This is a genomic window from Streptomyces sp. NPDC059875 (assembly GCF_042731085.1).
Classification (GTDB): Bacteria; Actinomycetota; Actinomycetes; order Streptomycetales; family Streptomycetaceae; genus Streptomyces.
Window position 1 is genome coordinate 25,977 of the sequence record NZ_JBHWJZ010000018.1, and the last position, 23,144, is coordinate 49,120.

Genomic DNA, 23,144 nt, shown 5'->3' on the forward strand with positions numbered 1-23,144 from the left:
CGGTTCCCACACCTGAGAGAATGATGAGCATGGCCTCTGACAGTCCCCGTGTGCTCTCCGGAATCCAGCCCACCGCAGGCTCGTTCCACCTCGGCAACTACCTCGGCGCCGTCCGCCAGTGGGTCGCCCTGCAGGAGACTCACGACGCCTTCTACATGGTCGTCGACCTGCACGCGATCACGGTTCCGCAGGACCCCGCGGAGCTGCGCGCCAACACCCGGCTCGCCGCCGCCCAGCTGCTCGCCGCCGGCCTCGACCCGGAGCGCTGCACGCTCTTCGTCCAGAGCCACGTCCCCGAGCACGCGCAGCTCGGCTGGATCATGAACTGCCTCACGGGCTTCGGCGAGGCCTCCCGCATGACCCAGTTCAAGGACAAGTCCTCCAAGCAGGGCGCCGACCGGGCCACCGTCGGTCTCTTCACGTACCCGATCCTCCAGGTCGCCGACATCCTCCTCTACCAGGCCGACCAGGTCCCGGTCGGCGAGGACCAGCGTCAGCACATCGAGCTGACCCGCGACCTCGCGGAGCGGTTCAACGGCCGCTTCGGCGAGACGTTCACGATCCCGGCGCCGTACATCCTCAAGGAGACGGGGAAGATCTACGACCTGCAGGACCCGACGATCAAGATGAGCAAGTCGGCGTCCACGCCCAAGGGTCTGATCAACCTGCTCGACGAGCCGAAGACGACGGCGAAGAAGGTCAAGAGCGCGGTCACGGACACCGACACGGTCATCCGCTTCGACCCGGAGAACAAGGCCGGCGTCTCCAACCTGCTCTCCATCATGTCCACGCTCACCGGAACGAGCATCCCGGACCTGGAGAAGAGCTACGAGGGCAAGATGTACGGCGCGCTGAAGACCGACCTGGCGGAGGTCATGGTGGACTTCGTCACGCCGTTCCGGACCCGTACGCAGGAATACCTGGACGACCCGGAGACGCTGGACTCGCTCCTCGCCAAGGGCGCGGAGAAGGCCCGCGCGGTCGCCGCGGAGACCCTGGCGCAGACGTACGAGCGGGTGGGCTTCCTGCCCGCGAAGCACTGAGTCCAAGGACTCTGGCCTCAGGGGTGGTGCAGGCCGCACACTGGCGGCTGCACCACCACCGACCCGAATGACACGACGACGGAGGAGAACGACGTGGGGACCGTAACGCTCGGCGTTTCGATCGCGGTCCCGGAGCCCTACGGCAGCCTGCTCCAGGAGCGGCGCGCGGGCTTCGGGGATCCCGCCGCGCACGGCATCCCCACGCACGTCACCCTCGTCCCGCCGACGGAGGTCGACGAGGAGCGGCTGCCCGCGATCCGGGCGCATCTCGCCGAGGTCGCGGCCGGCGTCCGCTCCTTCCCGGTCCGGCTGAGCGGCACCGGAACGTTCCGCCCGCTGTCACCGGTCGTGTACGTCCAGCTGGCCGAGGGCGTCTCCGCCTGCGCCTGGCTCCAGGAGCGGGTGCGGGACGAGTCCGGGCCGCTCGTGCGCGAGCTGCAGTTCCCGTACCACCCGCACGTCACGGTGGCGCACGGCATCTCCGAGGAGGCGATGGACCGGGCGTACGAGGAGCTGGCCGACTTCGAGGCGGCCTGGACCTGCTCGTCCTTCGCGCTGTACGAGCAGGGGCCGGACGGGGTGTGGCGCAAGCTGCACGCGTACGAGTTCGGCGCCGGCCGCGCCGTCCCCACGGTCCCCGCCCAGGGCGCCCCGGTCGACACCCCGACCCCGGCCGCCGGCTGACCGTCCCCGCCGACGCCGCCCTCCGACGCCCCTCGGGGCGTCAGACCGGCAGACGCCGGAACACCGGCCTCGGCATGTGCCGGAGCGCCGACATCACCATCCGCAGCGCCCCCGGCACCCACACCGTCTCCGAGCGGCGCCGCAGCCCCAGCTCGATCGCCCGCGCGACCTCCTCCGGTGTGGTCGCCAGCGGGGCCTCCTCGAGACCGGCCGTCATCCGCGACCGCACGAACCCGGGTCGTACGACCATCACGTGCACCCCCGTCCCGTGCAGCGCGTCCCCGAGCCCCTGCGCGAACGCGTCGAGACCGGCCTTGGACGAGCCGTAGATGAAGTTCGCGCGGCGGGCGCGCTCGCCGGCCACGGAGGAGAGCACCACGAGCGAGCCGTGCCCCTGCGCCTGCAGCGCCGCCGCACAGACGAGCCCGGCGGAGACCGCCCCCGTGTAGTTGGTCTGGGCGACCCGGACGGCGGCGAGCGGATCGGCCTCGTCGTGCGCCTGGTCGCCGAGGATCCCGAAGGCGAGCAGCACCATGTCGATGTCGCCCTCGGTGAAGATCTTGCCGAGGCGCTCCGCGTGCGACTCCGTGTCGAGCGCGTCGAAGGGGACGGTGTGCACCTCCGCGCCCAGCACCCGCAGCGAGTCGGCGGCGGCCGTCATCGCGGGGGAGGGGCGCCCGGCGAGCCAGACCGTGCGGGTGCGGCGGGCGATCAGCCGGCGGGCGGTGGCGAGCCCGATCTCGGACGTGCCGCCGAGGAGGAGCAGGGACTGCGGGGTGCCGAAGGCGTCCTTCATGACGATCAAACTCCTCAGAGGGCGATCAGAGAGCAACCGGAGAGCATTCAGAGGGCGAGACGACGGGAGAGGTCGGAGACGAAGACCGAGCGCGGGTCGAGCGAGGCACGCAGCGCCTGGAAGTCGGCGAGCCGCGGATACATGGCGTGCAGCAGTTCGGGCCGCAGCCGGGAGTCCTTCGCGAGGTAGACCCGGCCGCCCGCGCCCACCACCTCCTCGTCCAGCTCGTCGAGGAACGCGCCGAGCCCCGAGAGCCCGGCCGGGATGTCGAGCGCGAGCGTCCAGCCGGGCACGGGGAAGGAGAGCCAGCCCGGGTCGCCCTCGCCGAAGCGCTTCAGGACGGCGAGGAACGACGGGCAGCCGCGTCGCGCGATCCGCTTCACGATCCGGCGCAGGGTCTCCTCCTGCCCGTACCCGACGACGAACTGGTACTGCACGAAGCCGCCGCGTCCGTAGATCCGGTTCCAGTGCGGGACGCCGTCGAGCGGGTGGAAGAAGGTGGAGATCCGCTGGAGTTCGCCGCTGCGGCGGCGGGGCGCCCTGCGGTACCAGACCTCGTTGAACAGGCCCACCGTGGTGCGGCCGAGCAGCCCCTCGGGGACGAGCGCGGGCGCGGCCGGCAGCCGCCCGGGGCGGAAGGCGAGGGGCGCGCGACGGGCGCGGCGGTCCCGGACCGGGATCGCGTCGTACGGGGCGTGGTCGCCGCGGGTGAGGACGGACCGGCCGGTGGCGGCGCCGCGGGCGAGCAGGTCGATCCAGGCGACCGAGTAGCGGTAGCGGTGGTCGGTGGCGGTGAGCCGGGCCATCAGGTCGTCGAGGTCCGTGGCGCGTTCGGTGTCGACGGACATCAGCGAGGTCTCGACGGGCAGGAGCCGGAGGGTCGCGGAGAGGATCACACCGGTCAGGCCCATGCCGCCGGCCGTGGCGTCGAAGAGGTCGGTGCCGGCGGCGACGGTACGGACCTCCCCGTCGGCGGTGAGGAGTTCGAGGGAGGACACATGGCGGGCGAAGGAGCCGGAGACATGGTGGTTCTTGCCGTGGATGTCGGCGCCGATCGCGCCGCCGACGGTGACGTACCGGGTCCCGGGGGTGACGGGGACGAACCAGCCGAGCGGGAGCAGCACCTCCATCAGTCGGTGCAGGCTGACACCTGCCTCGCAGACGACGACGCCGGCGGTGGCGTCGATCGAGCGGACGCGGTCGAGGCCGGTCATGTCGAGGACGGAGCCGCCGGCGTTCTGGGCGGCGTCCCCGTAGGCGCGCCCGAGGCCGCGGGCGATGGAGCCGCGGGCGCCGCACGCGCGAACCGCCGCGGACGCCTCCTCGTAGGTACGGGGGCGGTGCACGCGCGCGAGGGTGGGTGCGGTGCGGCCCCAGCCGGTGAGGGGTTCGGGAATGTCGGTCTCGGCAGCCATGGAGGCGACCGTATCGCCCGGCATGTGGTGTATGCCTGCTTTGCACCATGGTTCGTCGAAATGGGTGATTAGACGAGTGTCAGGAAAGATTGCCGTGCGGTCGCGGAACCCTCGGGCCAGAGTCACCCCTGGTTGACCGAGAACCGGGGAGGCGGAGCCGATGCGATACGCGGAATGGGCCGGGGCCGAGCGAAGGATCCTGGCCGCCCTGCGCCGCTGCGGGCGGCGGACGCCGGTGGCGACGGCCGCCCGCGCCCTGTCCCTCAGTGGTGAACACGGCGCGCTGTGGCTCGCGGCCGGCCTCACCGGAGCGGCGGTGGACCCGGAGCGCCGGACCGGCTGGCTGCGCGGTACGGCCCTGATCGCCGCGGCGCACCTGGCGAGCATGGGCGTCAAACGGGTCGTGCGGCGGCCGAGGCCGGGGTCGGCGGAGTACGAGCCCCTGGTCCGCACGGCGGGCCGGCACTCCTTCCCGAGCTCCCACGCGACCTCCGCGGCGGCGGCCGCCGTGGCCTTCGGCGCCCTGCACCCGGCCGTCCGCCGGCTGGCCGCACCGGCCGCGACCGCGATGTGCGTCTCCCGCCTGGTCGTCGGCGTCCACTACCCGACGGACGTCGCGGCCGGCGCCCTCCTCGGCGCGGTCACGGCGACCCTGGGCCGCGGCTGGCTGCGCGCACCCGGCCCCGCCGGGGCGCGCTTCGCGGCGCCACGGGCGCGTGAGTCCGTGCCGCCTCACGCGCGCGTGACGCCTGCGCGTCCGGTGCCCATCCCGGGACACGGCCCACGAGGCACCTCGTCGTGGCCGGGCCTCGGAAGTCGCGTGGCCGCCAGGGCCTCATCCGTCCTACGGGCGGCGGTCCCGGCCGCCGTCGGGCCGAACACCGCACTCCCCGGTGGCCGCCGTGGCTGACGGCACCACCGGCGCCGCCGTCCTCGACAGGCCCGTCGCCGTACGAGAAGGGCGGCGCGGGCGAGGAAGCCGGCAGGTGTACGCGGTGGCCGCCGGACTCGTGCGGACCGCCCGGCCCCGCCAGTGGGTCAAGAACGTCCTCGTCCTCGCCGCGCCCGTCGCCGCGGGTCAGCTCGTCTCCTGGCACGCGGCCGCCCGACTCGCCCTCGTCTTCGCCCTGTTCACGGCCGCCGCCTCCGCCGTCTACCTCGTCAACGACGCCCGCGACGCCGCCGCCGACCGCGCCCACCCCGCGAAGCGCCGCCGCCCCGTCGCCGCCGGTCTCGTCCCGGTCCCCCTCGCCTACGCCACGGGTGCCCTTCTCGGCCTCGGGGCCGCCGTCGCCGGCGCGGTCCTGTGCAACGCCATGACCGCCGCGCTCCTCATCGCGTACCTCGCCATGCAGTTCGCGTACTGCGTGCGGCTCAAGCACGTCCTCGTCGTCGATCTCGCCGTCGTCACCACCGGGTTCCTGATGCGGGCGATGATCGGGGGCGTTGCTCTGTCGATCCCGCTCTCCCGCTGGTTCCTCATCACCACCGGCTTCGGCGCGCTCTTCATGGTCGCCGCCAAGCGGTACTCCGAGGCCGTGCAGATGGAGGACGCGCGGGGCACGACCCGCGCGCTGCTGACCCAGTACACGACCGGATACCTGCGCTTCGTCTGGCAGTTGGCCGCCGGAGTCGCCGTCCTCGGCTACTGCCTCTGGGCGCTGGAGAGCGGTGGCGTCGCCCACGCCGGACTGCTGCCCTGGCGCCAGCTCTCCGTGATCGCCTTCATCCTCGCCGTGCTGCGCTACGCCGTCTTCGCCGACCGGGGCACCGCCGGGGCGCCGGAGGACGTCGTCCTGCGCGACCGCCCGCTCGCGGTCATCGGCCTGGTCTGGGCCGCGATGTACGGCATGGCGGTCGCGGACCTGTGAGGCGCGAACTCCGCCTCGGCGTCTCCCGTTACGGCCTCGGACTCGGCTCAGCACGGGCCGACACGGTGTCAGGACTCGGTATCGGCATGGTTCTCGTGACCTGTCTGCGATTCTGGGGAACCCGGACGATCGGGTTCCGTTCGGCTGCCGGAGCAAGGGGTACGCGTACGACATGGACTGGCTGACCAAGCTCCCCGTCATCGGCCCCTGGGTCGCCCGGCTCATGCGCACCCACGCCTGGCGTTCGTACGAGACCCTCGACGCCGTCCACTGGACCCGGCTCGCCGCCGCCATCACCTTCATCAGCTTCCTCGCGCTCTTCCCGCTGATCGCCGTCGCCGCGGCCGTCGGCGCCGCGCTGCTCAGCAAGGAGCAGCTGGACAAGATCGAGGACAAGGTCTCCGAGCAGGTCCCCGGCATCTCCGACCAGCTCAACATCAGCGGGCTCGTGGACAACGCCGGCACGATCGGCCTCGTCGCCGGCGCGCTGCTGCTCTTCACCGGCATCGGCTGGGTCGGCTCGATGCGGGACTGTCTGCGCGCGGTGTGGGGGCTCGACGACGAGGACGAGGGAAACCCCGTCGTGCGCAAGGGGAAGGACGCGATCGTGCTGCTCGGGCTGGGCGGGGTCGGGCTCTGCTCGCTCGCCGCGTCCTGGCTCGGTTCCACGGCCGTCGGCTGGAGCGCCGACCGGCTGGGGATCTCCGGCGACGGGGCCACCGGAATCCTGCTCCAGGTGGCCTCGGTCGCCGTCGCCGCCGTCGCCGGCTTCCTCATCCTGCTGTACCTGCTGACGCTGCTGCCCGGTGTCCAGCCGCCGCGCCGCCGCCTGATGGTGGCGGCGGTCATCGGCGCGATCGGCTTCGAACTGCTGAAGCTGCTGCTCGGCGGCTATATGAAGGGCGTCGCGGGGAAGTCGATGTACGGCGCGTTCGGTGTTCCCGTCGCGCTGATGCTGTGGATCAACTTCACCGCGAAGCTGCTGCTGTACTGCGCGGCCTGGACCTCGACCGGAGCCGACGGTTCTACTCGTCGTCGACGTCCTCGCGGGAACGCGGACGACGGCCGACCAGCTCCGGCAGCGGCCAGCGACGATTGACGAGGAAGACCGCGCCGGCGAGCACCACCAGAACCCCGCCGATCACCCCGAGGGCGATCCCGATGCCGCCGGACTTCTCGTCGGCCGCGGCGTTCGCGGTGTTCCCTGGCGCGTTCTTGCCCGGGGCGGGCGTGGAGCTGTCGCTCTCGGTACCGGGGTTCGTACGGGCGGACTTCGGCGGGACCAGCTCCCCGACCGGCTGCACCTTCCCGGACGCCGCGAAGCCCCAGTCGAGGAGCCGGGCGGCCTCCTTGTACACCGCGTGCTGCTCCTTGGCGGACGGGTTCATCACCGTCACGAGCAGCACTTTGCCGTTGCGCTCCGCAACGCCGGTGAAGGTGGAGCCGGCGTGCGTGGTGCTGCCGTTCTTCACGCCCGCCATGCCCTGGTACGGCGCGATGCCGAGCGCGCCGGTCAGCAGCCGGTTGGTGTTCTGGATCTCGAAGGTCTCCCGCTTCTTGCCCGGCTTCTGCTCGCCGGGGAACGTGGCGCGGGGTGTGGCGGCGTACTCCCGGAAGTCCGCCTTCTGCATCCCGCTGCGGGCGATGAGGGTGAGGTCGTACGCGGAGGAGACCTGGCCCGGGGCGTCGTAGCCGTCCGGAGACGCGACGTGGGTGTCGAGGGCCTGGAGCTCGACGGCGTGGTCGTTCATGTCCTTCACGGTCTGCCGGATGCCGCCGTTCATCGCTGCGAGCACCCGCACGGCGTCGTTGCCGGAGCGAAGGAACACACCGAGCCAGAGGTCGTGCACGGTGTAGGTCTGCTTCTCCTTGACGCCGACGAGGCTCGAGCCCGCGCCCATCCCGGCGAGGTCCTTCGGATCGACGGTGTGGCTCGTGGTCTTCGGGAACTTCGGCAGGACGGTGTCCGCGAAGAGCATCTTGAGCGTGGAGGCGGGGGCGAGGGGCCAGTGGGCGTTGTGCGCGGCGAGCACGTCCCCGGTCTCCGCGTCCGCCACGATCCAGGACCGCCCGCTCAGCTCCTTGGGCAGCACCGGCGCCCCCGCACCGAGCCGCACCTGGGTCCCGGGCACGCTGAGCTGGGTGCCGCCGACGGAGGACATGAGGGCGGGGGGCTTGGGCTGCTGGTCCTCCTTCTTGTCCGCATGGGCCGGCGAGGCGGCGACAAGGGGGAGCAACGCGGCAGCAGTGACCGCCCAAGCGGTCTTCTTCGAGGCAGACACGATCGAAAACGTACAGGCATGGACCGCGGATCCGAACCCCACCAGGCGGTTCGCCCCCGGGCGTCCACCCGGACGCCCCGGGCGCGGGGAGGGGCGGGCGGGTGGTGATACTGGGGTTATGAAGCTCAGCCGGCCCGTCTCATGGTTCCTGCTCGCGTTCGGGGTGTGGAGCTGGTTCATCTGGATCACTTTCGTCAAGAATCTGGCGAACGACGGGAGCGGTCTCGCCTTCGACGACGCGGGCGACCCGACGGCCTATTTCTGGGTTCATCTGCTGCTCGCCATCACGTCCTTTGTCCTGGGGACGGTGGTGGGCGTGATCGGGTTGCGTGGCGTGCGCGCATTGCGGCGCGAGCGCGGATAGGGGTTGGGGCGCGTGCTGGTCTTCCTGCTGGTGGTCGTCGTGGTCCTCGCCCTGCTGGGCGGGGTCCACTGGTACGTGTGGAAGCGACTGGTCCGTGATGTGACCGTGGCGGGCGGCGCGGCGCGGCGCCTGGGGACGGCGGCCGCGTTCGTCCTGCCGGTGCTGTCGCTCGCCGCCCTCGCCGCGGGCCGCGCCGGAGCGCCGTTCCGGCTCCAGCAGGTCGTGGCCTGGCCGGGCTTCCTCTGGCTGGCGCTGCTGCTCTATGTGACCCTCGCCCTCGTCGTCGGCGAGGCCGTCCGCCCGCTCCTGCGGCGGTGGCTCGACCGCCGGGACGGGACGGGCGCGGACGGGACGGCCGGGGACCTCGCGAGCGGGGACGGCGCGGGATCCGGGCATGAGCTCACGGACTCCGCGCGCACCGGGTCGCGGGCCGGCAGCCCGGTCGCGGCAGCCGGCGGGGGCGCCGGTGCGCCGGCCGGCGGGGTCCTGACCGAGGTCGACGGGGACCCGTCACCCACCGGGTCGGAGGACGGCGACGACGCGTCCCACGCCGCGGGTACGTCGGGTGCCACCGGTACGTCGGGTGCCACGGGTACGTCGGGTGCCTCAGGTGCCACCGCCGTGTCGCGTCGGCTGTTCGTGTCGCGGGTCGTCGGTGGGGCCGCTGCTGCCGCCGCCGTGGGGACCGTCGGGTACGGGACGTACGGGGTGCTGCGCGGGCCCCGCGTCAAGCGGGTCACCGTGCCGCTCGCCAAGGTGCCGCGCGCCGCGCACGGGTACCGGATCGCCGTTGTCTCCGACATCCACCTCGGTCCCATCCTGGGCCGCGCCCACACCCAGCGCATCGTCGACGCCATCAACGCCACCCAGCCCGACCTGATCGCCGTCGTCGGCGACCTCGTCGACGGGACCGTCGAGAACCTCGGGCCCGCCGCCGAGCCGCTCGCCCAGCTCCGGGCCCGGCACGGCTCGTTCTTCGTGACCGGCAACCACGAGTACTTCTCGGGTGCCGACGCCTGGGTCGATCACGTCCGCGAGCTCGGCCTGCGCCCGCTGCGCAACGAACGTCTGGAGATCGCGGCCGGCTTCGACCTCGCGGGGGTCGACGACATCGCCGGCGAGAGCGAGGGCCAGGGCCCCGACTTCGTCGCCGCGCTCGGCGACCGCGACCGCGCCAAGGCCGCCGTCCTGCTCGCGCACCAGCCGATCGTCATCCACGACGCCGTCCGCCACGGCGTCGACCTCCAGCTCTCCGGCCACACCCACGGCGGCCAGCTCTGGCCCGGCAACTACCTCGCCGATCTCGCCAATCCGACGGTCGCCGGCCTGGAGCGGTACGGCGACACCCAGCTGTACGTCTCCCGGGGCGTCGGCGCCTGGGGACCCCCGGTCCGCGTCGGCGCACCCTCCGACATCACCCTCGTCGAGCTGGCTTCCAAGCAGGCCTAGGAGACCTGGCGGGCCTGGCGGACGGAGCAGGCCCAGCCGGCGTAGCGGAATGGGTCACTCATCGCGCAGGGGTGGATACGTGCTGCTCAGTCGCCTGAAGTCCCCCTATCCCGGACATATGCCTGCACTGTGAAGGTTTACTCTTCCACTTGTGAAATCCGTGTGATTGGGTGGGCGCCATCGCGGCAGGCTGGGCGCCGCCGCGCCAGGGGTGGGCACGAAAAAAGGAAACACGGCGATGCGGTCGACGGTCCGTCTGCGGATCCTGATCACTTGTGGAGTTCTGGTGGCCGCCGGGGTGGGGGGCTGGCAACTGCTGCCGTCCGACGACGTCCGGACGGACGCCATCACCGTCGGCACCACCGACGAGGTGACCTCTCTCGACCCGGCGGGTGCGTACGACGCCGGTTCCTGGGCGATGTACAGCAACGTCTTCCAGTCGCTGCTGACCTTCAAGCCGGGCTTCACCACGCCCGTCCCGGACGCGGCCGAGAGCTGCAAGTTCGTCGGGGCCAAGCTGACCACGTACCAGTGCACGCTCCGGGACGACCTCAGTTTCGCCAGCGGCCGCAAGGTCACCGGCGAGGACGTCAAGTACTCCTTCGAGCGGATGCTGGGCATCAAGGCGGACGTCGGTCCGGCTCCGCTCTTCCCGACCCTGAAGACGGTCGTGGCCGAAGGCCAGACGGTCACCTTCCAGCTGAGCGGCCGCGACGCCACCTTCCCGCTGAAGCTCGCGACGGGCGCCGGTTCGATCGTCGACCGCACCCAGTACCCCGCCAAGGAGCTGCGCGAGGGCGTGACGGTCGAGGGATCGGGGCCGTACGTCCTCAAGGAGTACAAGCCCGGTGAGAGCGCCCGTCTGGAGCCGAACCCGAAGTACCGGGGCGCGCTCGGTAGGACCGGCGGCCCGATCGTCGTCAGGTACTTCACCGAGTCCGAGCAGCTGGCCTCCGCCTGGAAGACCAAGCAGGTCGACGTCACGCACCGGCAGATGCCGCCGGAGCTGCTCTCCACGCTGGGCAACGGCGAGGACTCGACCCGGATCACCGAGGCGCAGACCGCCGAGATCCGCAATCTCTACTTCAACGTGAAGTCCGGCTCCCCGATGGCGAAGAAGGCGGTCCGGCAGGCCGTCGCCGCCGTCATCGACCGCCCGGCGATCGTCACCGGCGCCTACCGCGGCACGGTCGAGCCGCTGTACTCCCTCATCCCGCAGGGCTTCAACGGCCACAGCACCGCGTTCTACGACGCCTACCCGGAGCCGTCCAAGAAGGAGGCCGCGAGCCTCCTGAAGGACGCCGACGTCGAGACCCCGGTGTCCTTCACCCTCGGCTACCGAAAGGACGCCACCTACGGCGCCGAGGCGGCCGAGCTGAAGCGGCAGCTGGAGGCGACCGGCCTGTTCAAGGTCAAGCTCGTCGAGGCGGAGTGGAAGGACTTCCAGAAGGCGTACGCGAAGGGCGACTACGACGCGTACCCGGTCGGCTGGCTCCCCGACTTCCCGGACTCCGACAGCTTCACCGCCCCGCTCGTGGGGTCCGCCAACGCCATGCACAACGGCTTCTCGAGCAGGAAGATCGACTCGTTGATCTCCGCCACGCAGCAGTACAGCGACCGGGCCGCGGCCGCCAACGACTTCGAGGCGATCCAGGCCGAGGTGGCCGCGGACGTGCCGCTGGTGCCGCTGTGGCAGAAGAAGGACTACGTGCTGGCGACGGAGGACGTGGCCGGTTCGCAGTACCTGACCGACGGCACCGGCATCTGGCGCCTGTGGGAGCTCCACTGGATCTAGGAGTGTCCCGCTCCACGCGGAGGGCCCCGAGTCGTGTACCGGCTCGGGGCCCTCCGCGTGTGCGGCGCGTCAGTCCTGCGGTGCGTCCGCCGTCTTCGTCTTCGGGACCGCCCGCTTGGGCTTGCCCGAGGCCGCCATGCCCGCCGCCGTCGGCATGAAGTCGGCGAGCAGGTCGTGCGTCTCGCGGACCAGAGGGCGCAGCAGCCGGAAGCGCGAGAGCGAGATCGCCCGGGCGGTGACCGGTGCCAGCCGCTCGACCAGGCGGCGGCTGTTGGCGCATCCCTCGGAGCGGTCGTACACCCAGAACAGCACGAGGCCCATCTGCTGGAGCCAGAGCAACTGCGGCAGCGGTTCGGCCAGTTCGGGGTCGATCTTCACCGAGGCGCCGGAGATGACCCTCCGATGGACGTCGATCGCCGCCTCGCGCGGGCCCTCGGACTCGGGGGAGAAGGGGCTGAGCGGGCTGTCGGGGTCGGCGGCGTTCTTGAAGAACTGGGACGCGAACTCGTGGTACGGCTCGGCGATGTCGAGCCAGCCGAGGAGGACCCCGCGGATGCGGGCCGTGAGGTCCTTCTCGTCGCTGTCGAGGATTCCTTCGACGGCCGCCTGGTGCTCCTCGGCGATCCGGTCGTAGAAGCCCTGGACGAGGTGTTCCTTGGACGCGAAGTAGTAGTACGCGTTGCCGACGGAGACCCCGGCCTCCTGGGCGATGGCCCGCATCGTCGTCTTGTCGTAACCGCGCTCCTTGAAGAGCCGGAGGGCGGTTTCGAGGATGAGCGTGCGGGTCTGTTCGCTCTTCGCGGCCTTGGCCGGGGCCTTCGCCCCGTCGGCGGCGGGCTCGGTGGGCTCGGCGGGCTGCACTTCCTTCACGTCCTTCACAGTGCCCGAGCCTAACCGGGCGGGCCGGGCAGCTCACACGTCCCGTCCTCGCAGGCCGGTCCGTACGCCCTGACCGCCTCGCGCCACTTGGCGGCGGCGAGGACGGTCGCCCGGGCGAACGGTTGGCCGGCCGGCGTGGCCAGCCAGTGGGCCTTGGGCCGGTACTCGGCCAGGGCCCACAGGCAGACGATCCAGGCGGAGGTGGCGCGGTAGATCTGTCCCCGGTCCCCGATCACGGTGATCTCCTTGAGGGTGGACGCGTGGTCGAGGCCGGGGAAGCGGCGCCGGGCCTCCTGGGATGCGGCCGGGACGAGGTCGAGCGGGACGAGCTGCCGCTGTCGCAGGAGCCAGTGACGCAGATGGACGCAGAGCGAGCAGTCGGCGTCGTACAGCACGGTGAGGCGGTGTACGGGGGTCACGGGCGGCCGGCTCATCCGTGGCTCCTCAGGATCCGGTGACGGGCGGTGCCCACGGACCCTTGGGGCTCCCGGTCCAGCCCTGGGGGGGCACCGGCGGGACCTGCTCGCGCTCCATCACGCCCCGGCGGCGGATCTTGTTGAGGACGTAGACGTTGCCGAGGTGCATCACGCCGAGGACGAGGAGGACCACGCCCAGCTTGACCGAGAGGGCCTCGAAGAGGGACCGGGCGTCGGCCACGGCCTCGTCCTGGCTGAGGTAGAGCGCGACGAAGCCGAAGTTGACGAGGTAGAACCCGACCACCAGGAGGTGGTTCACGGCTTCGGCGAGCTTCTCGTTCCCGTGCAGGACGTCGGCCAGGAAGATCCTTCCGTTGCGGCTGAGGGTGCGGGCGACCCAGATGGTCAGAGCCACGCTGATCAGCAGGTAAACGATGTACGCGACGACAGTGAGGTCCATGCCCCACCCTCCCTTGAACGCGTTCAAAAGCTGGCAGTCATGACTGTAGACCCCTGCTTGAACATGTTCAAGTAGGGGCCTTCGCGGGGGTCCGAAGGGAGTGCGAAAAGAGCGGGCGGCGGGCGCGCCGGGTGCCTAGGGTGGCGCGTGATGCTCTCTCATGACCTGGCCGGTGAAGGCCCTTCCGTCGTCCTCCTGATCCACTCCGGCGTCTGCGACCGGAGGATGTGGGACGCGCAGTTCGCGGCGCTGGCCGCCGCCGGCACCCGCGTGGTGCGCTGCGACCTCCGGGGCTTCGGCGAGACGCCGATCGGCGGCCCGCACACCCACTGCGACGACGTCGTGGAACTCCTCGACGCCCTCGGCGTCGAAAGCGCCGCCCTCGTCGGCTCCTCCTTCGGCGGCGCGGTCGCCCTGGAGACCGCCGTCCGTCACCCCGGGCGCGTCTCGGCGCTCGTGCTGCTCTGCTCCGCCATGCCCGGCTTCGAGCCGAGCGACGAGCTGCGCGCCTGGGGCCGGCGCGAGGACGAGCTGATCGAGGCGGGCGACCTCGACGGCGCGGTCGCGCTCAACGTCGACACCTGGCTCGGCCCGGAGGCCGGAGCCGAGGCCCGCGAGCGCGTACGGCTCATGCAGCGGCGCGCCTTCGACGTCCAGCTCGCCGCTCCCGAGGAGTTCGCCCCGGTCGACACCGGTGTGGAGGCCGCGGACCTGGCCGGGATCGACGTGCCGTGCCTGGTCGTCTCCGGGGCGCACGACCTACCGGACTTCCGGCAGGTCGCCTCCCGGCTCGCCGCCGTCCTGCCGGACGCCCAGCACATCGACCTGGACTGGGCCGGTCATCTCCCCGCCCTGGAACGTCCGGAGGAGACGGCGGAGCTGCTCGCCGAGTACCTGACCGAGGATGCCGGCAGCCGGGGGGTCGCTACAGCCCCTGCCGTATCCGGGCCGTGATCGCGCGGTCGGTGATGCGGGTGTCGTCGGCGAGCAGGAAGGCCTTCGAAAGGATCACCGACAGCAGGCCGCCGTCCTCCTCGAACGGCAGGAACACCTTCTCGTTCCCCGCCGCGATGTCCCTGTCCACGTCGACGGGCAGAGGGGCGCCCTCCGGCTCCATCAGGACGTCTCCTGAGCCCAAGTGGATGCGGTACGAGCGCAGTTCGCCCCGCACCCGCAGGAAGCGGTCCGACAGCTCCGTCCGGTCCACGATCCGGGTGCCCGGAAGCAGCCGGGCCAGCGTCTCCCGCCGGACCCGCGCCGACTCCGTCGGCTCGCTCCGGTCCCACCGGTCCGGATCCGCGTCGGCGGACGCCACTTCGGTGAACAGGTCGACGTCCCGCAGGGCCTCCGACAGCACCAGCGCCGGTACGTCGGTCAGTGCGGCCCGCTCCCAGGTGCCGCGCGCCCCCGCCGAGGCCGCACGGCGCTCGAAGCGCACCCGGTCCGTGGAACAGAGGGCGGCGACCCCGTCGGTCCGGTCTTCGCGGACCAGCTCGACGAGGAACCGGGCCCGCCAGAACGCGCCCTCGGCGACCGGCAGATCACCCGGCCGGGGCAGCTCCCGCGCCATCTCGGAGGAGGCGCCGTCCCCGAACCAGCCCAGCTGGTCGCCGGTCCAGCGGCGCTCGGCCATCAGCGCCCTGGCGTGGTCGTAGCGCAGGACGTGGCCGGCGAAGCGGTCGGAGTGCGAGCCGGTCGCCACCTCCGCCGGGGTGAGCGGATACGCCTCGCGGAAGACCTGCTTGAACGGCTGGCGCAGCTCCCGTCCGGTGATCTCGGCCCGCCACTCGGCGATCTCCTCGCCGTCGGCCCGGACCGGGTGCCACAGGCGCAGCCGGGCCCCCGGGGCGACCGGGGTCGCGGTACCGTCCGCGCCGGCCAGCGCCCAGCCGCCGCCGGTCCGCTCCGGCAGCCCCGCGATCCACCGCTCGTCGCCGTCCGGCGCGACCTCCCACAGCAGCGCGCGGGCGGCGGCCCCGGTCACCGGGTGGTCGATGTAGTACCGCTCCCAGTCCTCCGTCGGCCAGGTCGTCCCCGCCGCGAGATGGTCCTCCAGGCGGGACCGCTCCACCGCCAGCAGGGTCCGCAGCTCCTTCAACGCGGCCCGGAGCGGCGCCAGTCGCTCCCCGTGTCCCTCCCGGGCCGCCTTCGGCGCGGACTTCAGGACGCGTCCCTGGGGGCCGCGGAACGACAGCGAGGCCACGCCCGGCTCCCTGACCGCGAGCACCGCCGTGTACTCCCCGAGGGCTTCCTCGCGTACCCCGCGCGCGTCGAGCCCGTGCGCCGGGACGCCGCGCTCGCGCAGCATCGACGGTGTGAGCCCGGCCCGCCCGGCGAGGGTCTCCAGGGCCTTCTCGATGCCCTTGACGACCGTCCGGTTGCGTACCTTGCCCTTGAGCCGCCCGAGCCACTGCACGGCGTCGGCGGCCCGTTCGGCCTCGCAGGCTCCGAGGAAGGCGACACCCGCAGAGGCGAGCTTGGCGCTCCGGCAGACGCCGCCCGAACCGCCCGTGCCCGTGCCGGCGTTCAGCGCGACCGCGCCGACGGCGGGCACCACCCAGGCTCCGGCCAGGCCGGCCGCCGTCCACAGGGCCCCGCGCACGACCTTCTCGTTGTGCTCGCCGACCAGGCCCGGCTCGCGGTTGACGCCCATGGAGTGGGCCGCGACCACCGGGTGCTCGGCCTGTCCCGCCGCCCCGTCGAGCAGCGCCCGCACCAGCTCGTCGCCGCCCTCCACGGCCGCGAGCAGCTCCGCGGCGGCCTTCTGCCACTTCCGCGTCGGCCGGGACGATTCGAGCGCCGCGCAGTGCAGCAGGAACGCCTCCACACCGGCCGCCGCGAGCAGCTCCGGGTGCTCGGCACGCATCCGCGGCCCGTACGCGTCCTCGTCGTTCAGCGCCGCCCACGGCAGCCCGGTGGCGTCGGGCACCTCGGGGCCGATCAACCGATCCAGGGCCTCCCGTATCGCGGCGTTGTCCGAGCCCTCCGCCTGATCACCCCAGGCCGACAGGGACGCCTTGCGCGCGGCCCGCATCAGCGCCGGATCGCACCCGCCCACCTCGCGGGCGGCGGCCAACGGGAGGCGCATCAGCGGGCCGTACTCCTGCAGCAGCCGCAGCGGATCGACCATCGCCATCACGCCGACCAGCCGCTCCAGCAGCTCCTCCGCCTGGGACACGGACCACCCGAGCCGCCGCCCGGCCAGCCAGGACACGCTCCAGTCGGTGACCCGATCCGCGCCGCCCCGGCACTGGTTCCGGTGTACCCACAGGGCGGCCCGGCGCAGCTCGTCGGGCGCCAGCCCCTGCAACAGCTCCTGGACAGCGTCACCCCCCTGGGTCCGCTGCCGCACCCCCGCCTCGTACAGCCTGACTTCCAGACTCGTCGTCCCCACCATGCCAGTGACGGTACGGGGCGCCACTGACAGCCGGCGCGGCCCCCTCAGGTGAACTTCCGTACCCCCGGGACCAGCGCCGTCCCCAGGCAGCATCCGCCCACCACCACCGCGGCGGCGATCAGCGGGACCTCGGGTCCCCAGGCGGAGGCGGCGATCGGGGCCAGGGCGTAGCCGAGCGGCATGGCGGCCAGGGAGAGCAGCCAGTCGTACGAGGTGACACGGGCCAAGGCGTGGTCGGGGATCGCCCGTTGGACGGCTGTCTGCCAGACGGGGGAGAGGAAGCCGAGACCGGCCTGGGCGATCCCGTACGCGGCGATGGTCACCGGCGCGGGGGCGGGGAGGGCCAGCAGGAGCAGGGGCAGGGCGTACGTGGCGAGGCCGAGGTTCGCGGTGAGGACGGGACGGCGGGGACGCGCGCGGTGGGCGAGCAGCGAGCCGAGCAACAGGCCCACCGCGCCGACCTGGAGGAACGCCAACCAGGCCTCCTCGCCGCCGAGCCGGGTGAGCGCGATCGCCGGGCCGAGGGTCATCAGGACGGCGGCCGCGCCGTTCCAGGCGCTGTGGCCGATGAGGCTGGTCCAGTACCAGTCGCGGGACCTGACCTCCCGCCAGCCCTCCTTGAGGTCGGCGAGCATCGAGCGCCGGGGGATCGGCACCCTCTCGACCCGTACGGCGAGGAGCAGCAGGGCGCTGAGCGCGAAGGTGGCCGCGTCCAGGACGAACGCCCAGCCGGCGCCCGCCGTGAGGATCAGCGCGCCGGCGAGGGCCGGCCCGCCGAGGCGGGTGGCGCTCTGGGCCATGCCCATCACGGCGTTGGCACGCTGGAGCGCCTCGGGGGCCACGGTCCCCGTGATCAGAGGGGAGCCCGTGGGCATCGAGAAGGCGCCCGCCGCGCCGCCGACGACCTCGGCGCAGGCGATGGCCCAGAGGGACGGCTCGCCGCCCAGCAGCTGGACGCCGACGAAGAGCTGGGTCCCGCAGCGGACGAGGTCGGTGGTCAGGGCGACCGTGCGGGCGTTGAAGCGGTCGCCGACGACTCCGCCGACGGGCAGCAGGAGCAGCTTGGGGACCATCGCGCAGGCAAGGACGAGCGCGAGCGCGGAGCTCGACCCCGTGGCCTCCCAGACGGCGATGGCGAGCGCGGCGGGGATGACGGCGTCGCCGAGGAGGGAGAGCGTGCGGCCGGTGAAGAGCAGCCGGAAGGCGCGGGTGCGCAGCGGGTGGGGGACGGGGGCGGGCGGGGACACGGAGGCCGTGTCGGAAGGAAGGGCAGGCACGATCCCGAGAGTATTTCGACGCCGAATAATTCGTCAACGAAATATTCGGCCTCGAAGGAGCGCGGAGATCGACGTACGATCGATCTCATGGAGCCGACCGAGCCCGCGGGGCCGACGCAGCGGGACTGGACCGACGAGCACGTGGCCCAGTGGCAGCCCGTGCTGCCCGGCCTCGACCCGGTCGTGGAGGGCGCGGTCACCCGCATGAAGAAGCTCTCCGTCCATCTGCGACGGGTGCGCGAGCAGTCCCTCGTCGACTTCGACCTGGAGCGCCACGAGTTCGACACCCTCCACAAGCTCGCCGGCCGCGGCGGCACCGCCGCCCCCTCCGAACTTGCCCAGGACCTCGACCTCGCCCCCGCCTCGGTCACCGGTCGCCTCGACGCCCTGGAGAAGCGCGGCTTCGTCCGGCGCAAGCAGTCCACGACCGACCGCCGCCGCGTCGTCGTCGAGCTCACCGCCTCGGGCCGCGAGACCTGGCTCGGCGCGATGGACGTCCTCGGTCACGAGGAGTACCGCCTCCTCGGCGTCCTCGACGAGGACGAACGCACCCTGCTCAACGACATGCTCCGCCGCATCATGCTGGTCGCCGAGGAGCCCGACGGCCTCACCGACGCTTCTCGTGGCCCTCGCGCCCCTCGCCCTCCTCATACCCCTTGAACCCCGCCGTGGCGATGCGCAGGACCCGGTCCACCTCCTGATCGACGTCCTTCCCGGTCGGGAGCGTGGAGTACACCACCACCCGGTCCAGGTCGGGCGTGGCGAACACTCCGCCGGTGTACCCCCGGTTGGTCCCCGTCTTGCCCCAGACGAGGGGGCCGCCCCCGGGCACCCGGGTGTGGGTCAGGCCGCCGTAGCTGAAGCTCGCGCCGGGTATGGGCGGTGTCGTGAACAGCAGCTTCCGCTCTGCCGGGCGCAGCAGCCCGCCCCGCATCAGCGCGTTCATGAAGCGGGTCACCTCGGGCGCGGTGGAGACCATCCCGCCCTCGGCCCACGCCCAGTCGTCGGCAGGGAGCGAGGTGCGGCGCAGTCCGAGCGGGCGCAGGACGCGGGCGCGGAGCTCCTCGTCGTACGTCCTGCCCGTCACCTTCTCGACGACCAGACCTGCGATGAAGTAGTTGATGCCGTTGTACTGAACGCTCGTGCCCGGAGGCTTCGGTATTCCGCAGGACACCGCGGAGGTCACGACCTCCACCGGCGTCCCGGGCCGGACGCATGTCGGCTGCTGCAGCCCGCTGCTGTGGCTGAGCAACTGCCCCACCGTGATGGGCGCGTACGAGGCGGGCAGCAGGCCCGGCAGGTGCTCCTGGACCGTGTCGTCCAGGGGCAGGCGGCCCTCGCCGACGAGTTGGAGCGCGATGGCGGCGGTGAAGAGCTTGGTGACGCTGCCGATCGCGTACGGCGCGTCCGCGGGCGCCGTCCACTCGCCGGAGGTCCCCGTCCACCGCCCGTCCCGCCCGGAGACCTTGACCATCGCCCCGCGTACGTACGCGTCGGGCAGCCCGGCCAGGGCGGCACGCAGGGCGACCGGGTCGACCCTTCCGGCCCGTGCGTGGTCGGGAGCGAGGCCGTACGCGGTGGCCGGGGCGGGTGGTGTCGTGGTCGCCGCCGCGGCCGGTGTCGTCGCCGCGAGGACGCCGACGAGGGCGGCCCCGGCCGCCGCCGTCATCGCCCAACCCGATCTGCTGATCCGTGAGTTCGTCATGGATCAAGAATCTCGCCGGACGACCGTCCGGCCCATCGGGGACGACCCTGGCCGGCCCCTGACCCTTCCCCTACGTAGACCGCGTACGCGACTACATGCTCAGCGAGCGCGCGTAGTTGAGCTGGCCCATCACCCGGTGGATGGTGTCCGGTCCGGTCGCGGGGATCATCGTGGCGTGGTGTCGGCCGCCGCTGGTCACGGTGACCTGGATGAAGCCGGTGGTCTGCTTCTCCTTCATCAACAGGAACAGCAGGCCCAACAGGCAGAAGATGAAGAAGATGACCGCCAGCACGATCGCGACCGTGGGCATCTTCTCCTCGGTCCGCGACATGTCCATCGCGTTCCACACCGCGCCCTTGAGGGGCATCGAACCGGCCGGCGTGATGATCTGGTCCCCGACGACGGTGATGTCCCCGAGGCTCAGCACCGGCGCTCCGCCGCCGCCCTGCGGCACCGGCGGATACTGCGGCGGAACCGGCACCCCGCCGGCGACGGTCGGCTGGTACCCGGCCCCCGGCTGCGGATAGCCGTAAGCGGGCGTGCCCGCCTGCGGATAGCCGTAACCGGGCGCCCCCGCCTGCTGATCGGGCCCCCACTTGTACTCGCCGTCTGCGTAAGGGTTCGGCTCGCTCATCTGTCCCCGTCCTCCCTGGGCTGCCAACGCTCCCCAGATCCTGGCACATGGGCTCGGCCCTGTAACGCCGCCGCCACCGCCGACAGGCGCCGGACAGGCGAAGGCCCCGCCTCCCTGACGGGAAGCGGGGCCTTGAGCCGAACGGACCTCGGTCCAGAAGGCTAGAAGCGACGCGTGATCAGCGCGCGCTTCACTTCCTGGATCGCCTTCGTGACCTCGATGCCACGCGGGCAGGCGTCCGTGCAGTTGAACGTCGTGCGGCAACGCCACACGCCGTCCTTGTCGTTCAGGATCTCCAGGCGCTGCTCGCCCGCCTCGTCACGCGAGTCGAAGATGAAGCGGTGCGCGTTGACGATCGCGGCCGGGCCGAAGTACTGGCCGTCGTTCCAGAAGACCGGGCAGGACGACGTGCACGCGGCGCACAGGATGCACTTGGTGGTGTCGTCGAAGCGCTCGCGGTCCTCGGCCGACTGCAGACGCTCGCGCGTCGGCTCGTTGCCCTTGGTGACCAGGAACGGCATGACGTCCCGGTACGCCTGGAAGAAGGGCTCCATGTCGACCACGAGGTCCTTCAGCACCGTGAGGCCCTTGATGGCCTCGACGGTGATCGGCTTCTCGGGGTTGATGTCCTTGATCAGCGTCTTGCAGGCGAGCCTGTTCTTGCCGTTGATCCGCATCGCGTCCGAGCCGCAGATGCCGTGCGCGCACGAGCGACGGAAGGTCAGCGTGCCGTCGACGTCCCACTTGATCTTGTGGAGGGCGTCGAGCACACGCTCCTTCGGGTCGATCTCGATCTGGAAGTCCTCCCAGACCGCGGCGTCCGACACCTCGGGGTTGAAGCGGCGGATCCGCATCGTGACCGTGATGTACGGGGAGGCGGCGGACTCCGCCTCGACCTTGTCCAGTACGGGGGTAGCCATCAGTACTTACGCTCCATCGGCTGGTAGCGGGTCTGGACGACCGGCTTGTAGTCGAGACGGACGGTCTCGGAGCCGTCGTCGCCGACCTCGCGGTACGCCATGGTGTGGCGCATGAAGTTGACGTCGTCGCGGTTCGGGTAGTCCTCGCGGTAGTGACCGCCGCGGGACTCCTTGCGCGCCAGGGCCGAGACGGCCATGACCTCGGCCAGCTCGAGCAGGTTCCCCAGCTCGATGGCCTCCAGCAGGTCCGTGTTGAAGCGCTTGCCCTTGTCCTGGATGGACACGTTCTCGTAGCGCTCGCGCAGCTCGGCGATCTTCTCGACGGCCGTCTTGATCGTCTGCTCGGTGCGGAACACCATCACGTTGGCGTCCATCGTCTCCTGGAGCTCACGGCGGATGTCGGCCACCCGCTCGTTGCCCGTGGAGTTGCGCAGCTTCTCGATCTGCGTGACGACGAGGGACTCCGGGTTCTCCGGGAGCTCGACGTAGTCGTTCTTGGCGGAGTACTCGGCCGCGGCGATGCCCGAGCGCTTGCCGAAGACGTTGATGTCGAGCAGCGAGTTGGTGCCCAGACGGTTGGCGCCGTGCACGGAGACACAGGCGACCTCGCCGGCCGCGTACAGACCCGGGACGACGGTGGTGTTGTCCGCCAGGACCTCACCCTCGACGTTGGTCGGGATGCCGCCCATGGCGTAGTGCGCGGTGGGCTGGATCGGGATCGGGTCCGTGTACGGCTCGATGCCGAGGTACGTACGGGCGAACTCGGTGATGTCCGGGAGCTTGGCGTCGAGCTGCTCCGGCGGAAGGTGCGTCAGGTCGAGGTAGACGTGGTCGCCCTCGGGACCGCAGCCGCGACCCTCGCGGATCTCCGTGTAGATGGAGCGCGAGACGACGTCACGGGACGCGAGGTCCTTCATGACCGGCGCGTACTTCTCCATGAAGCGCTCGCCGTCCTTGTTGCGGAGGATGCCGCCCTCACCACGGGCGCCCTCCGTCAGCAGGATGCCCATGCGCCAGATGCCCGTCGGGTGGAACTGGAAGAACTCCATGTCCTCCAGCGGCAGACCGCGGCGGTAGCAGGCCGCCTGGCCGTCACCCGTCAGCGTGTGCGCGTTGGAGGTCACCTTGAAGAACTTGCCCGTGCCGCCGGAGGCGTAGATCACGGCCTTGGCCTGGAAGATGTGGATCTCGCCGGTGGCCAGCTCGTAGGCGACCACACCGGCGGACTTCTTGACGCCGTCGACCTCGGTGATCAGCTGGTCCAGGACGTAGAACTCGTTGAAGAACTCCACGCCCTCCTTGACGCAGTTCTGGTACAGCGTCTGGAGGATCATGTGGCCGGTGCGGTCCGCGGCGTAGCAGGACCGGCGGACCGGCGCCTCGCCGTGGTTGCGGGAGTGACCGCCGAAGCGACGCTGGTCGATGGTGCCGTTCGGGGTCCGGTTGAACGGCAGACCCATCTTCTCCAGGTCGAGGACGGCGTCGATGGCCTCCTTCGCCAGGATCTCGGCGGCGTCCTGGTCGACCAGGTAGTCACCGCCCTTGACCGTGTCGAAGGTGTGCCACTCCCAGTTGTCCTCCTCCACGTTCGCCAGCGCGGCGGCCATGCCGCCCTGCGCGGCGCCCGTGTGGGAGCGGGTGGGGTAGAGCTTCGTGAGCACGGCGGTGCGGCTGCGCTTCGTCGCCTCGATGGCGGCGCGCATGCCGGCGCCGCCGGCGCCGACGATGACGGTGTCGTACTTGTGGATCTTCATGAC

General features: G+C 71.7%; 21 protein-coding genes and 1 pseudogene. 10 read left to right on the forward strand and 12 right to left on the reverse strand.

Features of this window, described 5'->3' with window-relative positions; translation table 11 throughout:
- Positions 1 to 29: 29 nt before the first annotated feature.
- Entirely contained in the window at positions 30 to 1,043 is a 1,014-nt protein-coding gene (gene trpS, locus ACFV9D_RS22170) for a tryptophan--tRNA ligase (protein WP_385148740.1), read from the forward strand.
- Positions 1,044 to 1,136: 93 nt separating this feature from the next.
- On the forward strand, positions 1,137 to 1,727 hold the full coding sequence (locus tag ACFV9D_RS22175) for a 2'-5' RNA ligase family protein (RefSeq protein ID WP_385148743.1): 591 nt from the start codon (positions 1,137 to 1,139) through the stop codon (positions 1,725 to 1,727).
- Positions 1,728 to 1,767: 40 nt separating this feature from the next.
- Here the strand turns inward: ACFV9D_RS22175 and ACFV9D_RS22180 are convergent, their stop codons facing one another.
- Both ACFV9D_RS22180 and ACFV9D_RS22185 read right to left on the reverse strand, forming a co-directional pair.
- Positions 1,768 to 2,523: a decaprenylphospho-beta-D-erythro-pentofuranosid-2-ulose 2-reductase gene (locus ACFV9D_RS22180; RefSeq protein ID WP_385148746.1), complete on the reverse strand. Its 756-nt coding sequence runs from the start codon at positions 2,521 to 2,523 to the stop codon at positions 1,768 to 1,770.
- A 47-nt stretch (positions 2,524 to 2,570) separates the two neighbouring features.
- A complete protein-coding gene (locus ACFV9D_RS22185) occupies positions 2,571 to 3,962 on the reverse strand; it encodes an FAD-binding protein (RefSeq protein WP_385148749.1) in 1,392 nt (463 codons plus the stop codon).
- A 136-nt stretch (positions 3,963 to 4,098) separates the two neighbouring features.
- Here ACFV9D_RS22185 and ACFV9D_RS22190 point away from each other — a divergent pair.
- The 3 genes and pseudogenes from ACFV9D_RS22190 to ACFV9D_RS22200 all read left to right on the forward strand — a co-directional run.
- Positions 4,099 to 4,611, forward strand: a pseudogene (locus tag ACFV9D_RS22190) (phosphatase PAP2 family protein); the annotation flags it as partial.
- Between the two features lie 313 nt (positions 4,612 to 4,924).
- Positions 4,925 to 5,809: a decaprenyl-phosphate phosphoribosyltransferase gene (locus tag ACFV9D_RS22195; protein WP_385149096.1), complete on the forward strand. Its 885-nt coding sequence runs from the start codon at positions 4,925 to 4,927 to the stop codon at positions 5,807 to 5,809.
- A 172-nt stretch (positions 5,810 to 5,981) separates the two neighbouring features.
- Positions 5,982 to 6,908 carry a YihY/virulence factor BrkB family protein gene (locus ACFV9D_RS22200; protein WP_385148752.1) on the forward strand — a complete coding sequence of 309 codons (927 nt, stop codon included), beginning with the start codon at positions 5,982 to 5,984 and terminating at the stop codon, positions 6,906 to 6,908.
- On the opposite strand, the gene ACFV9D_RS22205 is transcribed toward ACFV9D_RS22200, so the two are convergent.
- Positions 6,835 to 8,091, reverse strand: coding sequence for a D-alanyl-D-alanine carboxypeptidase family protein (locus tag ACFV9D_RS22205; protein ID WP_385148755.1), 1,257 nt, complete (start codon positions 8,089 to 8,091; stop codon positions 6,835 to 6,837). The genes ACFV9D_RS22200 and ACFV9D_RS22205 overlap by 74 nt on opposite strands.
- A gap of 118 nt (positions 8,092 to 8,209) precedes the next feature.
- On the opposite strand from ACFV9D_RS22205, the gene ACFV9D_RS22210 reads away from it, so the two are divergent.
- From ACFV9D_RS22210 to ACFV9D_RS22220, 3 genes are all read left to right on the forward strand, one after another.
- Complete coding sequence (locus tag ACFV9D_RS22210; protein WP_385148758.1) at positions 8,210 to 8,455, forward strand: SCO4848 family membrane protein; 246 nt, start codon at positions 8,210 to 8,212, stop codon at positions 8,453 to 8,455.
- A gap of 12 nt (positions 8,456 to 8,467) precedes the next feature.
- Positions 8,468 to 9,904 (forward strand): metallophosphoesterase, encoded by a 1,437-nt coding sequence (locus ACFV9D_RS22215; protein ID WP_385148761.1) that lies wholly within the window; start codon positions 8,468 to 8,470, stop codon positions 9,902 to 9,904.
- Positions 9,905 to 10,142: 238 nt separating this feature from the next.
- The gene (locus ACFV9D_RS22220; RefSeq protein ID WP_385148764.1) at positions 10,143 to 11,699 is read left to right on the forward strand and encodes an ABC transporter substrate-binding protein; all 1,557 of its coding nucleotides are present in this window, start codon (positions 10,143 to 10,145) and stop codon (positions 11,697 to 11,699) included.
- 69 nt (positions 11,700 to 11,768) lie between these two features.
- Here ACFV9D_RS22220 and ACFV9D_RS22225 read toward each other — a convergent pair whose 3' ends face one another.
- From ACFV9D_RS22225 to ACFV9D_RS22235, 3 genes are read right to left on the reverse strand one after another with little or no spacing between them, the layout of a single operon-like run.
- Positions 11,769 to 12,569, reverse strand: coding sequence for a TetR/AcrR family transcriptional regulator (locus ACFV9D_RS22225; RefSeq protein WP_385148767.1), 801 nt, complete (start codon positions 12,567 to 12,569; stop codon positions 11,769 to 11,771).
- Between the two features lie 20 nt (positions 12,570 to 12,589).
- Positions 12,590 to 13,012: a thiol-disulfide oxidoreductase DCC family protein gene (locus ACFV9D_RS22230; RefSeq protein WP_385148770.1), complete on the reverse strand. Its 423-nt coding sequence runs from the start codon at positions 13,010 to 13,012 to the stop codon at positions 12,590 to 12,592.
- A 10-nt stretch (positions 13,013 to 13,022) separates the two neighbouring features.
- Positions 13,023 to 13,454 carry a hypothetical protein gene (locus ACFV9D_RS22235; RefSeq protein WP_385148773.1) on the reverse strand — a complete coding sequence of 144 codons (432 nt, stop codon included), beginning with the start codon at positions 13,452 to 13,454 and terminating at the stop codon, positions 13,023 to 13,025.
- A gap of 147 nt (positions 13,455 to 13,601) precedes the next feature.
- On the opposite strand from ACFV9D_RS22235, the gene ACFV9D_RS22240 reads away from it, so the two are divergent.
- Positions 13,602 to 14,408 carry an alpha/beta fold hydrolase gene (locus ACFV9D_RS22240; RefSeq protein ID WP_385148776.1) on the forward strand — a complete coding sequence of 269 codons (807 nt, stop codon included), beginning with the start codon at positions 13,602 to 13,604 and terminating at the stop codon, positions 14,406 to 14,408.
- Here the strand turns inward: ACFV9D_RS22240 and ACFV9D_RS22245 are convergent.
- Both ACFV9D_RS22245 and ACFV9D_RS22250 read right to left on the reverse strand, forming a co-directional pair.
- Positions 14,380 to 16,851, reverse strand: a complete 2,472-nt coding sequence (locus ACFV9D_RS22245; protein WP_385148780.1) for a DUF4132 domain-containing protein — start codon at positions 16,849 to 16,851, stop codon at positions 14,380 to 14,382. The two genes, ACFV9D_RS22240 and ACFV9D_RS22245, sit on opposite strands and share 29 nt — an antisense overlap.
- A gap of 44 nt (positions 16,852 to 16,895) precedes the next feature.
- The gene (locus ACFV9D_RS22250; RefSeq protein WP_385148783.1) at positions 16,896 to 18,128 is read right to left on the reverse strand and encodes an MFS transporter; all 1,233 of its coding nucleotides are present in this window, start codon (positions 18,126 to 18,128) and stop codon (positions 16,896 to 16,898) included.
- A gap of 87 nt (positions 18,129 to 18,215) precedes the next feature.
- Between ACFV9D_RS22250 and ACFV9D_RS22255 the strand changes: the two genes are divergently transcribed.
- Positions 18,216 to 18,788 (forward strand): MarR family winged helix-turn-helix transcriptional regulator, encoded by a 573-nt coding sequence (locus ACFV9D_RS22255; RefSeq protein ID WP_385148786.1) that lies wholly within the window; start codon positions 18,216 to 18,218, stop codon positions 18,786 to 18,788.
- Here the strand turns inward: ACFV9D_RS22255 and ACFV9D_RS22260 are convergent.
- The 4 genes from ACFV9D_RS22260 to sdhA all read right to left on the reverse strand — a co-directional run bounded on the left by ACFV9D_RS22260 (position 18,736) and on the right by sdhA (position 23,141).
- A complete protein-coding gene (locus tag ACFV9D_RS22260) occupies positions 18,736 to 19,833 on the reverse strand; it encodes a serine hydrolase domain-containing protein (protein WP_385148789.1) in 1,098 nt (365 codons plus the stop codon). The two genes, ACFV9D_RS22255 and ACFV9D_RS22260, sit on opposite strands and share 53 nt — an antisense overlap.
- 91 nt (positions 19,834 to 19,924) lie before the next feature.
- The gene (locus tag ACFV9D_RS22265; RefSeq protein WP_385148792.1) at positions 19,925 to 20,467 is read right to left on the reverse strand and encodes a hypothetical protein; all 543 of its coding nucleotides are present in this window, start codon (positions 20,465 to 20,467) and stop codon (positions 19,925 to 19,927) included.
- Between the two features lie 161 nt (positions 20,468 to 20,628).
- Positions 20,629 to 21,387 carry a succinate dehydrogenase iron-sulfur subunit gene (locus ACFV9D_RS22270; RefSeq protein ID WP_041130880.1) on the reverse strand — a complete coding sequence of 253 codons (759 nt, stop codon included), beginning with the start codon at positions 21,385 to 21,387 and terminating at the stop codon, positions 20,629 to 20,631.
- The gene (gene sdhA, locus ACFV9D_RS22275; protein WP_385148795.1) at positions 21,387 to 23,141 is read right to left on the reverse strand and encodes a succinate dehydrogenase flavoprotein subunit; all 1,755 of its coding nucleotides are present in this window, start codon (positions 23,139 to 23,141) and stop codon (positions 21,387 to 21,389) included. The genes ACFV9D_RS22270 and sdhA overlap by 1 nt, the downstream gene beginning before the upstream one ends.
- Positions 23,142 to 23,144: the final 3 nt, after the last annotated feature.

Excerpts from the sequence above, each read along its gene's own strand:
- ACFV9D_RS22265 (WP_385148792.1), bottom strand. The coding sequence starts at position 20,467 with ATGAGCGAGCCGAACCCTTACGCAGACGGCGAGTACAAGTGGGGGCCC.
- ACFV9D_RS22245 (WP_385148780.1), bottom strand. The coding sequence starts at position 16,851 with ATGGTGGGGACGACGAGTCTGGAAGTCAGGCTGTACGAGGCGGGGGTG.
- ACFV9D_RS22220 (WP_385148764.1), top strand. The coding sequence starts at position 10,143 with ATGCGGTCGACGGTCCGTCTGCGGATCCTGATCACTTGTGGAGTTCTG.
- ACFV9D_RS22230 (WP_385148770.1), bottom strand. The coding sequence starts at position 13,012 with ATGAGCCGGCCGCCCGTGACCCCCGTACACCGCCTCACCGTGCTGTAC.
- ACFV9D_RS22180 (WP_385148746.1), bottom strand. The coding sequence starts at position 2,523 with ATGAAGGACGCCTTCGGCACCCCGCAGTCCCTGCTCCTCCTCGGCGGC.
- ACFV9D_RS22270 (WP_041130880.1), bottom strand. The coding sequence starts at position 21,387 with ATGGCTACCCCCGTACTGGACAAGGTCGAGGCGGAGTCCGCCGCCTCC.
- ACFV9D_RS22235 (WP_385148773.1), bottom strand. The coding sequence starts at position 13,454 with ATGGACCTCACTGTCGTCGCGTACATCGTTTACCTGCTGATCAGCGTG.
- ACFV9D_RS22200 (WP_385148752.1), top strand. The coding sequence starts at position 5,982 with ATGGACTGGCTGACCAAGCTCCCCGTCATCGGCCCCTGGGTCGCCCGG.
- trpS (WP_385148740.1), top strand. The coding sequence starts at position 30 with ATGGCCTCTGACAGTCCCCGTGTGCTCTCCGGAATCCAGCCCACCGCA.
- ACFV9D_RS22185 (WP_385148749.1), bottom strand. The coding sequence starts at position 3,962 with ATGCCGGGCGATACGGTCGCCTCCATGGCTGCCGAGACCGACATTCCC.
- sdhA (WP_385148795.1), bottom strand. The coding sequence starts at position 23,141 with ATGAAGATCCACAAGTACGACACCGTCATCGTCGGCGCCGGCGGCGCC.
- ACFV9D_RS22210 (WP_385148758.1), top strand. The coding sequence starts at position 8,210 with ATGAAGCTCAGCCGGCCCGTCTCATGGTTCCTGCTCGCGTTCGGGGTG.
- ACFV9D_RS22260 (WP_385148789.1), bottom strand. The coding sequence starts at position 19,833 with ATGACGAACTCACGGATCAGCAGATCGGGTTGGGCGATGACGGCGGCG.
- ACFV9D_RS22255 (WP_385148786.1), top strand. The coding sequence starts at position 18,216 with ATGGAGCCGACCGAGCCCGCGGGGCCGACGCAGCGGGACTGGACCGAC.